Source organism: Mesorhizobium sp. B2-4-3, assembly GCF_006442815.1.
Classification (GTDB): domain Bacteria; phylum Pseudomonadota; class Alphaproteobacteria; order Rhizobiales; family Rhizobiaceae; genus Mesorhizobium.
This window is the reverse complement of record NZ_VFVL01000050.1, coordinates 1-14,272: the sequence shown is the minus strand read 5'-3', so window position 1 is coordinate 14,272 and position 14,272 is coordinate 1. Positions and strand designations below refer to the sequence as shown.

Below are 14,272 nucleotides of genomic sequence, written 5' to 3'. Positions count from 1 at the left end.
AATGACACGCCCAGCAACTTCCGTGCCAGGGTACCCCCAGGACGAATATTCACATGAAGGTGTAAAATTTCTCTTCAAGCCGCATGGCTTGCTTCATTATCGGTCAACTTTCGCCACGTATCTGTATCGATACGGGGCATGGCCGGGGTTCCTGGGTCGCAACCGGGCATTCGGGACCCGGCATGATCCTTGCTCCCAGGCCTGCAGTGGCCACCGCTGGGTAGAGCGGCGTGCGGATTTGGCATGAAGTTCCTTCCGCGCTTGAAGGGTCCGGTGCTGAGCGGACTCGGGGTGCAAGGTGGAAAGATAGCAATGCGCATAGCCTGCGTTCATCAGGGCTACGAGCTCTATGGTTCGGACCGCAGCTTCGCGGAGAGCGTGGCTGCGCTGCGCGCCGCGTTTCCGGCCGCCGAGATCGAGGTCGTGCTGCCGCGCGAGGGGCCGATCGTCGATATCCTCAAGCCGCATGCCAGCCGCATCGTGTTCGAACCGCTCTGGGTGCTCAGGCGCCAGGCGATGCTCAAGCTCGCCACCGTCGAGATGGCGCGGCTGCCGGCGGCGCTCTGGCGCGCCTGGCGGCGCATGCGCGACAATGACCTGACCTATATCAACACCTCGATCATCGCCGACTATGCGCTGGCCGCGCGGCTCCTGCCGCGCAAGGCGCTGCTGCATATCCACGAAATCCCCGAGGGCGTCCTGCGCAAGGTGCTTGTCGCGCTGATGCGCTGGAGCAAGGCGGATCTGATCTTCAACTCGCGCGCAACGCGCGCCACCTTCGGCGATCCGCCGGCCCTCGATGCCAAGGGGCGGCGCGCGCATGTCGTCTATAACGGCGTTGCCGGTCCCGCCGCGGCACTGCCGATGACCTATGATGGCAGCCGCCCGCTCAAGGTCCTGCTGCTTGGCCGCGTCAACCGTATCAAGGGGCAGGAGGTGCTGCTCGAAGCGGTTGCGTCGCTGGAGCCCGCTTTGCGCGACCGCGTCGAGGTCCGCCTGGTGGGCGGCGCCTTCGAAAGCGTCGAACGCGAGCAGGCATTGGCCGAGCTGGTCGGGCGCATGGGGCTGACCGGGCATGTCGAGGTGCTGCCTTTCGTCTCCGACCCCACCGACCATTATCGCTGGGCCGACATCGTCGCGGTGCCGTCGCGCCGCCCGGAATCGCTCGGCCGCGTCGCCATCGAGGCGATGGGCTGGGGACGGCCGCCGCTGGTGTCGGCGATCGGCGGGCTGGTGGAAGTGGTGGCCGATGGCGAGACCGGCTGGCATGTGCCGCCGGGCAACGCCGCCGCCCTTGCCGGCAAGCTCGGCGAGATCATCCTGCGGCCCGATCCGTGGCGCGACTTCGCCGCCGCCGGTCGCGCGCGCTACGAGGCGGTCTTCAGCGAGCCGATCGCCGCCGCCGCGATCGTGGCGATCGTGGCCGACAAGCTGAAGGCGACGCCGCCGTGGCAGGGGCGGGCGCGTGTCGCCCGCGAGGCGGAGACGAGCCCGTGAAGTTCACCTTCCCGGCCCATCTGGTGCAACGCCTCATGTTGATGATCGGCGGCGAGGCGATGCAGAGCGGCTTCCATTTCGCCCTCAACATCGCGCTGCTGCATCTTTTGTCGGCCGAAGGTTACGGGCTCTTCGCGCTGGCCATGGTGATGGGCGGCGTCGGCTTGTCCTATATCCGCTCGCTCACCGCCGTTCCCGCCACCGTATGGATGAGCAAAAGCGCCAACAGCGCTGGCGTCGACGCCTACGACGTGACCTTCGGATCGGCGGCGCTGGTGGTGGCGCTGCTGATGGGATTGGGCACCGGGCTGCTGATGCGCCTCCTGGGCGACCCGAGCGGCATCGGCGCCGCCTGCTTCGTCGGGGCCTGGTCGCTGCGCAGCCACATGCGCACCGCCTTCTTCGCGCGCCGCATGCAACTCGTCGTCTCCGTCAGCGACGCCGCGTTCACGATCGCGGGCATAGTGCTCGCAGGAGCGGCGATCTGGTTCTTCCAGGACGCGCTTCAGGTCACCTTCTATGCGCTTGCCGTGGCCAATGTGGCCGGCATCGCCGTGCTGGTGAGGCTGGCGCGCCGCAGGCTGCGTATCTCCTTCCGCGCGCCGACCTTGCGGCGCTATGCAAAGCTCTGGCCGCAGCTTCGCTGGTCGGGGTTCAGCGCCACAACCACCAATATCCAGGGGCAAAGCCTGGCCCTGCTGGTCGCCGGCATCGCCGGACCCGCGGCCTATGCGCCGCTGGCGGCGGTGCTGGTGCTGTTTGCGCCACTGCGCATCTCCAGCCTTGCCTTCTCGAACATGACGCAGCCGGAACTCGCAAAGCTGGTGCGCAACAAGGAATTCGACCGCGTGTGGACGCAGGCCAAGATCTGGGCGCTCGTCATGGGGCTTGGCAGTCTGGCCTATGGTTGCGGCATCCTGTTCATCTTGCCGATGATCAAATCCCAGGCCCTGCAGCATGCCTCGGTCGGGTTGATCGGGCTTTTCGCCATCGCCAACTTCGTGCCGATCATGGCCTATGTCATGCCGCGCGTGGTCCTCGAGATCCTCGGCGATTTCCGCATCGTCGCCTTCATCACCATGGCCGGCGCGGTTGTCGGGCTGGCGACGATCGGGACTCTGTTGGCCGTCGCGCCGTCGACATGGTCGCTGGCCGGAGCCGCGGTCTCCGAGACCTTCGTGCTCGTGGCCTCATGGTATTTCGCTGCTCACCGTATGTGGAACTCCAAGCACCCGAACGAGCAGCGCCCCAGCTTGTTCGGCGCCTGGCGCCGCGCGGCCACGCTGGCAGTGCAGAGACGATAGGAGAATGATGTGGCAAGCCAGGCAATGCCGATGGCCGCAATGACGACCGGCTTGGCCGACGATGAGGCCGCACCGCACGCCGCCGGCGCCGCCAGCGGCGCTTACGTGGCGCAGTTGCACACCAGCCTCGAAGCGGTCAAACCGCTCTGGCTGCGTCTCGAGACAGAGGGCGTGTGCACCGGCCACCAGCATTTCGCCTGGGCCGAAGGGATCGTCGAAGGGCTCGTGCCGCAAAAAGCCGACCTCGCGATCGTCGAGGTGAGGGATGCCGCCACGGGCGAGCCGAGGATGCTTGTGCCGCTGATGCGGCGCCGCGCATTCCAGCATTGGGTGATCGAATGGCTGAGCTGCGGCGTGTGCGATTATTCCGCGCCGTTGCTCGCCGACGCGACGCCCTGGACCAGGCAATCCGCCGAGGTCGCCTGGGCGGCGGTGCTTTCCGTGCTGCCGCCGGCCGACCGCATCCACATCGTCGGTATCCCGAAAGAGATCGGCGGCGTCGCCAATCCCCTGGCGCTGCTTGCGCCGGCGCGCGATTCCATCCACTCGCACTACGGCATCGCCATGGACGGCGACGCCGAAACCGTCGTCAAACGCATCTGTCGACCGTCCTTCGTCAAGGCGCTCAACAAGGATCTGCGCCGGCTCGATCGCAATGGCGGCCTGGCCCTGGTCGAGGCCGACACGCCGGCCCTGGTGGACTCCATCTTCGGCAAGCTGGTCGAGATGCGGCTCAGCCGTTTTCGCGAGCTCGGCCGCTTCGATCTTCTTGCGCAGCCGCCGGTGGTCGATTTCTATCGCGACGCCGCGCATCGCGGCCTGACGGACGGTTCGGTGCGGATCTTCGGCCTGCGCGCCGGCGACGTCGTGGTCGCGGTCCAGTACCTGGCGGCCCACCTGGGCACCTTGCACGCGCTGCTGGTCGCGATCGACCAGGGCGCGGTTCCCAATGTCTCGCCGGGACTTTGCATCATGGGCGAGCTGATCAGATGGGGTCGCGGGCAGGGGTTCGACTATTTCGACCTGTCGGTCGGCAACCAGAGCTACAAGGAACATATGGGCGCGGTGAAGTCGGTTCTGTCCGAACTTTGCTACGGCATCACGCTGAAGGGCATGGCGGCGAGCGAGGCCATAAAATACCGCGGTCGGGGCGTGGCCTTCGTGCGCGACAATCCCCGCCTGTTCAAGGTCGCGCAGGAATTCATGCAGCGCTGGCGGCGGCTGCGGGCACCGCGGTGAGCGGCCGCCTGCACCCGGCAAATTGACTCATATTCCGCTCTCCGCCATGCTTATGGACAGCCGCATCTCCAGCGGCAGCGTTGTCGAGTGAGGCCATGGCCAGTCCCGTCGCCAGAGAAAAGTCCCGCCGCGCCGCGGTGAAGACCGCGCTCGACCGTCACAAGGTCTATGTCACCGCGCAGCGCTTTTCCGGCGGCTCCTACAGCGCCCGCGTGCTGGTCGATGGCGAGGCCTACTGGGTCGACGAGTTCCGGCTGAGCCAATTGCGGCAAGGGCTGACGCCGGCCGAGCTGGAACTGACGCCGGCGATTGACGATTGATCCCGGTTCCTTGCTCCGCCGCGACTCGGCCTTCGCCGCATTCCATTCTGCGCCTCAGCGCCTGACCCATGGCCGCCAACCTCAAACCCTACCGCGCCAAGCGCGAATTCTCTCGCACGCCCGAGCCGGCGGGCGGCCTCGCGGGCGGAGAGGCCAACCGCTTCGTCGTCCACAAGCATCACGCCACCGCCGACCACTATGACCTGCGCCTGGAAGTCGGCGGCGTGCTCAAAAGCTGGGCGGTGCCGCGCGGGCCCTCGCTCAACCCCGCCGACAAGCGTCTCGCCGTCGAGACCGAGGACCATCCGATCGAATATATCGACTTCGAGGGCGTCATCCCCGAGGGCGAATATGGCGGCGGGCCGATGATCGTCTGGGACACCGGTACCTGGGCGCCGATGGAAGATGTCGAGAAGAGCCTCAAGACCGGCGCCTTCAAGTTCCGCCTTGCCGGCGAGAAGCTCAACGGCGGCTGGATGCTGACGCGGCTGAAGCCCAAGCCCGGCGAGGATGAGAACAAGAAGAACTGGCTGCTCTTCAAGGAGCGCGATCTCGCTGCCGATGCCAAGCTCGACATCCTCGAAGCGCGGCCGGAAAGTGTGAAATCGGGACGGCGCATCGAGGAACTGGTCGCCGTGAAGAAACCGCCGCGCTTGCCGCCGAAAGCCGGTTCGCTGAAGCCCGGCGCGCTGCCCGGCGCTGTGAGAGGCGACCCGCCAAGCCGCGTCGAGCCGCAGCTCGCCACGCAGGTGCCGAAACCGCCGGGCGGCGATGATCCCGCCGGGCGCACCGGCGAGCTCTGGCTGCACGAGATAAAGTTCGACGGCTACCGCACCATGGCGCATGTCATCGATGGTGAGGTGCGGCTGATCACCCGCGCGGGCATCGACTGGACAAAACGCTATGGCGATCTCCCGCAGGCTTTTTCGCGGCTGCCGGTCAGCCGGGCGATCATCGACGGCGAGATCATGGTGCTCGACGACAAGGGCATCTCGCGCTTCGCGCTGCTGCAGGACGCGCTGGCCGAGGGCGCCGGCTCGAAACTGCATTTCTACGCCTTCGATCTGCTCCATCTCGATGGCTGGGACCTCCGCATGGCGCCGCTGCAAAAGCGCAAGGCCCTGCTTGGCGAACTCCTCGCCGGCCAAGCCGCCAACGCCGCCATCCAGTATAGCGATCATGTCGAGGGCGACGGGCGCGGGCTCTACCAGCAAGCGACGGAACTCGGGCTGGAAGGCGTCGTTTCCAAACGCGCCGACGCCATCTACCAAAGCGGCCGCACCAAGAGCTGGACCAAGGTGAAGGCGCAAGAGAAAGGCGACTTCGTCATCGCCGGCTACACCGTTTCCGACCGGGCTGAAGGGTTGGCGGCGCTGGGCATGGCCGAATTCGAGAATGGCGAACTGCACTATCGCGGCAAGGTTGGAACCGGCTTCGACAGCGATATGGCGCGGGATCTCCTCGCCCGGCTGGAACGGCTGACCGCCGGCGCCACGCCGCCCGAAGGCGCGCCGCGCGAGATCATGCGCGAGATGCACTGGGTGAAGCCGCTGCTGTCGGCCCGCATCCACTATGCCAACCGCACCGCCGACAATTCGCTGCGCCACGGCGTCTTTCGCGGCCTGCGCGATGTCGGCGGGCTCACCACGCCGGCGCCGGTCAAGCGCAAGCGGCTGATCTCGGAATCCGACCTGGCCACCATCTGGGTGACCAATCCGGAACGGCGGCTGTTCGGCAAGACCGGGCCCACAAAACTCGACATCGCCGTCTATTACGCGCTGGTCGGCGATTTCATGCTGCCGCATATCCTGGGACGTCCGGTGTCGCTGGTGCGCTGCCCGACCGGAAAGCCGCAGGATTGCTTTTTTCAGCGCCACGCCTTCACCGGCATGCCGCCTTCGGTGGCGGTGTTCGAGAGCAGCAATTCGGAAGGCGAGACGAAAACCTATCTCTCGGTCGAAGACGCCAAGGGCTATCTGGCGCTGGCGCAATTCGGCGTCGTCGAGTTCCACACCTGGGGCACGCATCGGACAAAACTCGACAAGCCCGACCAGATCGTCTTCGACCTCGATCCGGGCGAGGGGATTTCCTGGCGCGAGGTGGTGGAGGCGGCGGTCCACATCAAGGGCGGGCTGGAGAGCCTCGGCCTGGTGCCATTCGCCAAGACCTCCGGCGGCAAGGGCATCCACATAACCGTGCCGGTGACCAGAAAGCAGAACTGGAAGAAACTGCACCAGGTGAGCAGCGCCATTTCGACTTTGCTGGCCGCGAGCGCGCCCGACACCTTCACCACCACGATGGGCAAGGAAAACCGCAAGAAGCGCATCTTCATCGACTTCCACCGCAACGCCCGCGGCCACACCTCCGCCGCGCCTTACTCGCTGCGCGCCCGCACCAACCTGCCGGCCTCGACGCCGGTGAGCTGGACCGACCTGGAGACCATCGACGCGCCGGAAGACCTGAACTACGCCTCGCTGCCGGGGCTGCTGGAGACGTCGGGCGATCCCTGGGCGGAGATCGATGAGGCGGCCAGGGATTTGCCGGTGGTGGCGGAGAGGTAGTGACGTCACGGTTGCCAGCAGGCGCAGCCCTTGCACTTCGTCATTCTAGGGCGGAGCAAGGAGCGAAGCGACGCGCGCAGACCCTGGAATCCATGCCGTGACGCGGGCCGTAGGATGCAGCGGTCCAGAATGGTCACTTGCAACACCGCAAGCTAACATCAATCGATGACCGGCTATGTCTACATGACCGCGAGTCAGAAAGGCGGCACGATCTACATCGGTGTCACCAACGACCTCGCGCGTCGGATCCCCGAGCACAAGACCGGGCAAGGCTCCAGTTTCACCAGCCGTTACGGCGTGCAGCGCCTCGTCTGGTACGAGGAGTATTTCGACATCACTGACGCTATCCTGCGGGAGACGTCATTGAAGCGCTGGCCGCGCCAATGGAAGGTCGAATTGATCGAGAAGACCAATCCGGAATGGTTCGAGCTCTTTCGCGGAGTTGGCTGGTGAACGTTTTGCACCGTGGCGGCGCTCAGGCGTCACGGCATGGATTCCAGGGTCTGCGCGCGTCGCTTCGCTCCTTGCTCCGCCCTAGAATGACGAAGTGTCGGGGCTTTCGGCAGTCGCCAGCGTCTTAATCCATCTCCATCGACGCTCCCTACAATTTGAACTATCCTCCGCGCCACCCGCCCCAGAAAACACTTCGTCAGGAATTCGGCAGTACAATCAGGGGTCGGTGTAGGATTTCCGCAGCCTCAATCGTCCTCCGGACGAAGCGCTGCAAGGAGCATGGTCCCAAAAAGCGGGAACCGGTTTTTGGACAAGACCATGCTCCAAACATACTGTCAGTGCATGGCCGCGTAGGAGTTCATCATGGCGCCCAGGGCAAGTTGGAAAGGTTACCTCAAGCTCAGCCTCGTCAGCTGTCCGGTCCGGCTCTATCCGGCCACCAGCGCGAGCGAGCGCATCTCGTTCAACCAGTTGCACAAGAAGACCCACAACCGCATCAACATGAAGCCGGTCGATCCCGAGCTCGGCCTCGTCGAGCGCTCGGATTTGGTGCGCGGCTACGAATATGAGGACAAGCAGTACATCATCATAGATGACGCCGATCTCGATGCGGTCCGGATCGAATCCAATCATACAATGAACATCGAGGCCTTCGTCGACGAAGGCGAGGTCGACGTCATCTACCAGGATGCGCCCTATTACCTGGCGCCCGACGGCGCCATGGCCGAGGAAACCTTCGCGGTGCTGCGCGAGGCCATGCGCAAGTCCGGCAAGCTCGCCATCGCCCGGCTGGTGCTCTCCAGCCGGGAGCGCGTGGTGACGATCGGCGCGCGCGAGAACGGCATGTTCGTCTGCACCTTGAGGAACCCCAACGAAGTGCGCGGCACGACTGAATATTTCGGCAACATTCCGGATGCGAAGCCCGACGCGGAAATGCTGCAGCTGGCCGAGGCGCTGATCAAGCAGAAGGAAACCCACTTCGATCCGAAGAATTACGAGGATCGCTACGAGGTGGCGCTGATGGCGATGATCCGCGAGAAGCTGAAGGGCCACAAGCCGATCATCGCGGCCGCGCCGGAGCGCGGCAATGTCATCAACCTGATGGATGCGCTGAAAGCCAGCCTGTCGCAGCAGGCGAAGCCCCCGGCCAAGTCGAAGAGCAAGGCCGAGGAAGCGCCCGCAAAACCCGCCAGGAAGGCGGCCGCCGGCGGCGGCGCGCCTGAGAACCCGCTGAAGGCGAACCTGTTGAAGGCCGTCGGCAAGAGCAAGAAGTGACGGGAAATACGGGACCAGTGATCGTTCCCGGCGCCGTCTTCGGCGTCGTCGGCGCGCTGGCCGCCTTTCCGCTGCGGCTTGCCGCGCGCGAGGTCGAGCGCCGTCACGCGGAGCTGAGGCGCGGCGTCACCCGCCGCACCTCTCATGTCGTCATCGGCCGCACGCTCCTCGCCAAGGCGACGAAAGCCGGCGACGTCGAGATCGAGCGCCGCGCCAAGGCCGAGCGCGAAGCCGGCCGCGCGTTGGTCAGCGAGAACGGTTTCCTGCGCCTGCTTGGGCTGATGAAGGCGCCCGACGCCTCGTCGCTCTCCAGGCAATCGCTGATCGACCAGTCGCGGCTATCCGGCAGCGATCTCGATATGCTGTCGCTGTTCGACGCGTTCGAGCATGACGCCGAGCCTTATTCCTTCCGCGACCTGATCCTGGCAAGGAAATATGCCGGGCTGATCGCCAGCGGTGCCACCTGGGGCGCGATCGCCCGCTCGGTGCACCGCTCCGGCCCGGTCGCCTCGCTCACCGCCAAGTCGCTCAACCTCGGCTCGCAGCATGGCCGCCCGGATGCGATCTATCTCGACGAGGGCAGGAGCGAGCTCGACGGCCAATTGCTGTTCGACCTCGGCAGCCCGGAAGACGACACGCTGGAGGAGCTCTTCGCCGAGGCGGAGATGGCGGAAGAGGAGGGGCGCCGCGACGATGCCGCGGTCCTTTACCAGCGCTGCCTGGCGATCGATCCCAAGGATGCGATCGCCGCCTTCAACCGCGCCAACTGCCTGCGCGGCGCCGGCCGGGTTGCCGAAGCCGCGCATGACTATGCGCGCGCGATAAAACTCGACCCGGGTTTCGTCGAGGCCTGGTTCAATCTAGCCGGCCTGATGAGCGACGAGGGCAAGATTGCTTCGGCAAGGCGGCACCTCCAGAAGGCGATGGCGCTGGACAAGACCTATGCCGATCCGGTGTTCAATCTGGCGCGGCTGGAGTTCGATGCGGGCAGCCTGCTGGAGGCCCGGCGGCTGTGGGCGCGATATCTCGAGCTGGATGCCGACTCCGAATGGGCGCGGCTGGCGCAGAAGGGCGTACAGTTCGTGGATCTGCACATGGCGCGCACGGCGGGGTGAGGATGATGAGCGAAGGCCGACGCGACAGCCAATCTCCCCCCTTGTGGGAGAGATGTCCGGCAGGACAGAGGGGGGCGCTGTCCCGCCTGCCTCTCAACCGTTTGCGGCCGCGACTTCTAGGATTCTCGTTTTGTAAGGAGCGAGGTCCGCGTTCCTTCGCGCCCCCCTCTGGCCTGCCGGCCATCTCCCCCACAAGGGGGGAGATCAGCAGCTTCGCCGCCGCGCCGAGAACAGTCCTATGACGACCAACTTCCTCTTCGACGGCGATGACACCGCCCCCGTCACCATCCTGCTTGCGCATGGCGCCGGCGCGTCGATGGATTCGCCTTCCATGACGGCCACCGCCAAGGCGCTCGCGGCGGCCGGCTTCCAGGTTGCGCGCTTCGAGTTCCACTACATGGCGGCGCGCCGTTACGGTCACCGCAAGCCGCCGCCGCGCGCCGAGACGGTGAACCCGGAATATGTGAAGGCGATCGCCGACCTTCGCGCCAGGGGCATAACCGGCAAGCTCATCATCGGCGGCAAGTCGATGGGCGGCCGCGTCGCTTCCATGGTCGCCGACGAGATGTTCGCCAAGGGCGAGATCGCCGGGCTGGTTTGTCTTGGCTATCCGTTCCATCCGCCGGGCAAGCCGGAGCAGTTGAGAACGAAACATCTGGCCGACCTGAAGACGCCGACGCTGATCTTCCAGGGCACCCGCGATGAGTTCGGCACGAAAGACGAGGTCGCGACCTATGGGCTTTCCCCGGCCATCGAGGTGGTCTGGCTGGAGGATGGCGACCACGACTTGAAGCCGCGCAAGGCGATCTCGGGTTTTTCGACGGCGGATCATCTGAAGACGGTGGCGGAGACGATCAAGGCCAAGCTGGCGCAGCCATCGGCTTCGTCATTCTAGGGCGGAGCAAGGAGCGGAGCGACGCGCGCAGACCCTGGAATCCATGCCGTTACAGACGAGCGTTGCGGCGTTCCAGAATTCCGCTCCGCAGCGTTCCACGGCGAAAGTCACGGGATGGATCCTCGGGTCAAGCCCGAGGATGACGAACCGACGGGCGTCCTCGGCAAATGAAGATCGCCACCTTCAACGTCAACAACATCAACAGCCGGCTGGAGAACCTCCTGGCTTGGCTTGCGCGCGCCAAACCCGACGTCGTCTGCCTGCAGGAACTGAAGTCCCGCGACACCCAATTCCCGCTGACCCGCCTGGCCAAAGCCGGTTATGGCGCGGTGTGGAAAGGCGAGCCGACCTGGAACGGCGTGGCGATCCTCGCGCGCGGCGCCGAGCCCGTCCTGACGCGCGATGTGCTGCCCGGCGAGGATGCCGACCGCCAGGCGCGCTACATCGAGGCGGCCGTCGACGGCGTCGTCATCGGCTGTCTCTACGCGCCGAACGGCAACCCGCAACCGGGGCCGAAATTCGACTACAAGCTCGCCTGGCACGAGCGCTTCGCGGCTCATGCGGAGCAACTGCTCGACACCGGCCTGCCGGTGGTTCTGGCCGGCGACTTCAACATCGTGCCCGAGCCGCGCGACATCTATGCCACCCGCTCTTATGACGACAACGCGCTGGTGCAGCCCGAAAGCCGTGCCGCCTTTGCCGCGCTGACCGAGCAGGGCTGGACGGATGCGCTGCGCAAGGTTTTTCCCAGGCAAGAAAAACTCTACACCTTCTGGGATTATCGCCGGAACCGCTGGCAGCGCGACGCGGGCCTGCGGCTCGACCACATATTGCTGTCGAAGAAGCTCGCTCGAAAACTGAAAGGGGCGGGCATCGACCGCGAGGTACGGGGAGGTGACAATCCCAGCGATCACGCGCCGGTTTGGGTGGAGTTGACGACCTGACCTTCTCCCGCAAAGGGGAGAAGGGGAGGCCGGCGCTGTCCCGCCGGCGTCTCAACGCGACATGGCCACCCACAGACCTGTCTTGCAGCATCGGCATCCAACGCTAGTCTGCCAAGAAATTACGACGGGAGCGACTCCATGGTGTTGGGCATGTATCTCCGGCTATCGCTTCATGGCTGACATCATCCTCGTCGCCCTCATCTCGGCCCTCGTCCTTGCCGGCGCTGTAGCCATCATCGCGATCGCGCTGCGCTGGCGCCGCAAGCGCCGCAGGGCGCGCGGCAACCCCAACTCGGCGCGCGACTATGCGCCGCGCGCCCATTGGGCGCCGACATCCGGTAAGCTCAACTTCTCGTCCTTCGTCTACATGGATGTCGACGGCGACGGCGCCTATGGCGTGGCCGACCGGCCGATGGCGGGCATCATGGTGCGGCTCTATGACGAGCGCGGCGCTTTCCTTGCCTCGGCGCGCAGCAACGCCGCCGGTTTCGCCAATTTCCCGATGTCGTCGAAGCGCCGCAGCGCGGCGATCCAGCGGCCCGGGCTCTATCGTTTCTCGGTCTCGGTGCCACCCGGCTGGCGCGCCAGCAGCGCCAACCAGGACCAGGCGGTGCGTATCGCGGATGGGCCGGAATCCATGGTCGGCCTCGCCGGCGAGGGCTTGCCGAAACCGGTCGGCCTCGCGCCGGGGCGGACGGCGAGCGGCAGTACGCCGGCGGGGATGGAAGCGACGCTGTCGGTCATGGGCAGGGGCAAATTGCTCGAACGCCACGCACTGCCCGCGGACGCAGCCTTCCGCTTCCCGCTCGGCGTCGATGCCGATGAAATCGCCATTGCTGGTTCCGGGCTCGACCGGCGGCTCAAGCTGTCGGGCTATCCGATCGACCTCGGCCTGTTGGCGCCCGGCGCGCTCGCGCCCGACGCGCCGCTCAAGACCGTCGGCTTCGACGACATAACACCGCGCGGCCTGTGCAAGGTGCCGTCGGGCCACGCCGGGGTCGACTGGCACAATCTCAACGCCATGTCGCGCGATCACACCCCAAACAGCGAAGGCTATGTCAACGGCAACGTGTCGGGCGCCTACATCGCCTATACCAGCAGCGGCCATCCGGCCGAGTTCGGCCGCGACGCGCCTTTCGGCTTCTATTCTGTGATGCTGACGGCGGCCTGGCTGGCCTCGGAAGGAGAGTTGGCGCTGGTGGAAAGCTGGTTGGGAGACGAGGCGGTCGCGCGCGACGAGATCGTGTTGTCGGCGCTGGCACCCGTTCAATACGCGCCCATGCTGCAGGCGGTGACGCGTGTGCGCATCTCAACCAGACACCACTGGCAGGCCGTGCTTGACGATCTGATCGTGGCGCTCTGAAGCGGCCGGAGCCGTACCTGCGGACCAGGCCTCCGGGCTTTTGGCAAGCACACACGCCGCTTGCCGGCTAACTCTAGCCTATGACAAGCGCCGGCGCGTTAAGGCCGTCGAGTGGCTTTGATGCTCAGGTGTTGCCGTTGGCGAGCGGCGAACCCGCCACAACAGCCGAAAGCTTGCCCTTGCGGACGAGAACCGGCTTTTCGTAAATCTTCTTCATGCCAAATTTCCCCCGTTAATCAATGCCGACAAAGCACCGATGATTTCATCAACCCGGCACGGGCGAACCCGCCACAACAGCTGAAAGCTTGCCCTTGCGGACGAAAATCGGCTTCTCATAAGTCTTCTTCATCCGATTGCTCTCCTTAAAAATCCCCGGCGGATAATCTCACATGATCAATTTCTGTCAATAACCGGCTGGAGCGGGCTGTCCTGTTCCTGCGGACAGCGTTCTACTGATGCAGCCGCCGCCCAATAGTGGGCGACCGCGCCGGCCGGAACCGGATATCGTCCGGCGAAGCTGTGTGAGGTCTTGCACTTAGCCTTGGCAGCAAGCTCGGCTAAGATGCCGGGGCCGGCTTGCTGCCATGCTGCAAGGGAGCGGACTGCGAGGCGCGGGGGGAGACCGATGAAGAGATCGACCGACAGGCTGCTGGCGCTGGCGATGCTGATCGTCGGCATTGCCTGTTTCGCCAAGCTCTATGCGGCGCTGGCTTTTCCTCGTCGGTCTGCTGCCGGGCGCCGCCGGGCACGATCCGGCCGCACCGTTGTTCGGCCGCGACGCCGGGATCGCGCCGGCCGGCCATCCGCGGTTGCGCCGCGCAGCACTCGCTTTGCCGCTTCTGGCCCTGATCGCGATCGTCGCCGACCAGTTCGGTCCCTGGCGGGCGCCGGGGAGCGAACCGGCGAAGGAAGTCGCCGCCGCGCCGGCGCCTAGGGCACCCGAGCGCGGCCAGCACTGGAAATGTCAGTGCCGAACTCAACCTCGCCAAGCTCTACTACAGCGGGATAGGCGGCAAGCCAAACTACCCGGAAGCCGCCAAATGGTTCGTTAAGGCGGCGGAGCATGGTAACGAAGAAGCCAAGGCTTTTCTCCAGCTCATGAAGCAAAACGGCCAGTTCGACAGCAAGACGCTGTGAGCTGCGGCACGGATATTGGGTTTTGTGAATTGCTTGAGAGCTTGCCGGGACAGCTTTGACCACGCTGAAAATTGGCGAAAGCCGGCGTGACAGCTGATCTCCCCCCTGTATGGACTGGGGACATCGCGAACAGGTGTGCGAAGACATCGCGAACAGTTTCGTGCGTTTT

At 65.4% G+C, this 14,272-nt stretch carries 14 protein-coding genes; 11 read left to right on the top strand and 3 right to left on the bottom strand.

Translation table 11 applies throughout. The features are described from left to right. Window positions 1-312: 312 nt before the first annotated feature. From FJ956_RS28945 to FJ956_RS28890, 11 genes are all read left to right on the top strand, one after another. On the top strand, window positions 313-1,497 hold the full coding sequence (locus tag FJ956_RS28945; RefSeq protein WP_140684436.1) for a glycosyltransferase family 4 protein: 1,185 nt from the start codon (window positions 313-315) through the stop codon (window positions 1,495-1,497). Continuing rightward, window positions 1,494-2,801 carry a hypothetical protein gene (locus FJ956_RS28940; RefSeq protein WP_140684434.1) on the top strand — a complete coding sequence of 436 codons (1,308 nt, stop codon included), beginning with the start codon at window positions 1,494-1,496 and terminating at the stop codon, window positions 2,799-2,801. Before FJ956_RS28945 ends, FJ956_RS28940 begins: the two co-directional genes overlap by 4 nt. Window positions 2,802-2,810: 9 nt before the next feature. Next, entirely contained in the window at window positions 2,811-4,040 is a 1,230-nt protein-coding gene (locus FJ956_RS28935; RefSeq protein WP_140684432.1) for a GNAT family N-acetyltransferase, read from the top strand. A 95-nt stretch (window positions 4,041-4,135) separates the two neighbouring features. Further along, window positions 4,136-4,360 (top strand): hypothetical protein, encoded by a 225-nt coding sequence (locus FJ956_RS28930; protein ID WP_140684430.1) that lies wholly within the window; start codon window positions 4,136-4,138, stop codon window positions 4,358-4,360. A gap of 68 nt (window positions 4,361-4,428) precedes the next feature. Then, on the top strand, window positions 4,429-6,921 hold the full coding sequence (gene ligD / locus FJ956_RS28925) for a DNA ligase D (RefSeq protein WP_140684427.1): 2,493 nt from the start codon (window positions 4,429-4,431) through the stop codon (window positions 6,919-6,921). A 165-nt stretch (window positions 6,922-7,086) separates the two neighbouring features. Beyond that, the gene (locus FJ956_RS28920) at window positions 7,087-7,374 is read left to right on the top strand and encodes a GIY-YIG nuclease family protein (RefSeq protein ID WP_140684425.1); all 288 of its coding nucleotides are present in this window, start codon (window positions 7,087-7,089) and stop codon (window positions 7,372-7,374) included. A 363-nt stretch (window positions 7,375-7,737) separates the two neighbouring features. Continuing rightward, the gene (locus FJ956_RS28915; protein WP_140684423.1) at window positions 7,738-8,649 is read left to right on the top strand and encodes a Ku protein; all 912 of its coding nucleotides are present in this window, start codon (window positions 7,738-7,740) and stop codon (window positions 8,647-8,649) included. Beyond that, window positions 8,646-9,764, top strand: coding sequence for a tetratricopeptide repeat protein (locus FJ956_RS28910; protein ID WP_181170388.1), 1,119 nt, complete (start codon window positions 8,646-8,648; stop codon window positions 9,762-9,764). The genes FJ956_RS28915 and FJ956_RS28910 overlap by 4 nt, the downstream gene beginning before the upstream one ends. A gap of 238 nt (window positions 9,765-10,002) precedes the next feature. Next, complete coding sequence (locus tag FJ956_RS28900) at window positions 10,003-10,659, top strand: alpha/beta fold hydrolase (RefSeq protein ID WP_140684419.1); 657 nt, start codon at window positions 10,003-10,005, stop codon at window positions 10,657-10,659. A 167-nt stretch (window positions 10,660-10,826) separates the two neighbouring features. Further along, on the top strand, window positions 10,827-11,603 hold the full coding sequence (gene xth / locus FJ956_RS28895) for an exodeoxyribonuclease III (RefSeq protein WP_140684417.1): 777 nt from the start codon (window positions 10,827-10,829) through the stop codon (window positions 11,601-11,603). A 172-nt stretch (window positions 11,604-11,775) separates the two neighbouring features. Further along, a complete protein-coding gene (locus tag FJ956_RS28890) occupies window positions 11,776-12,966 on the top strand; it encodes a hypothetical protein (RefSeq protein WP_140684415.1) in 1,191 nt (396 codons plus the stop codon). Between the two features lie 124 nt (window positions 12,967-13,090). Here the strand turns inward: FJ956_RS28890 and FJ956_RS28885 are convergent, their stop codons facing one another. The 3 genes from FJ956_RS28885 to FJ956_RS30945 all read right to left on the bottom strand — a co-directional run. Beyond that, complete coding sequence (locus FJ956_RS28885; protein ID WP_140684413.1) at window positions 13,091-13,183, bottom strand: lasso RiPP family leader peptide-containing protein; 93 nt, start codon at window positions 13,181-13,183, stop codon at window positions 13,091-13,093. Window positions 13,184-13,359: 176 nt separating this feature from the next. Next, complete coding sequence (locus FJ956_RS28875; RefSeq protein ID WP_140684411.1) at window positions 13,360-13,644, bottom strand: hypothetical protein; 285 nt, start codon at window positions 13,642-13,644, stop codon at window positions 13,360-13,362. A gap of 252 nt (window positions 13,645-13,896) precedes the next feature. Next, window positions 13,897-14,272 (bottom strand): hypothetical protein (locus tag FJ956_RS30945; protein ID WP_246672233.1); only part of this gene is annotated, 376 nt, incomplete at its 5' end.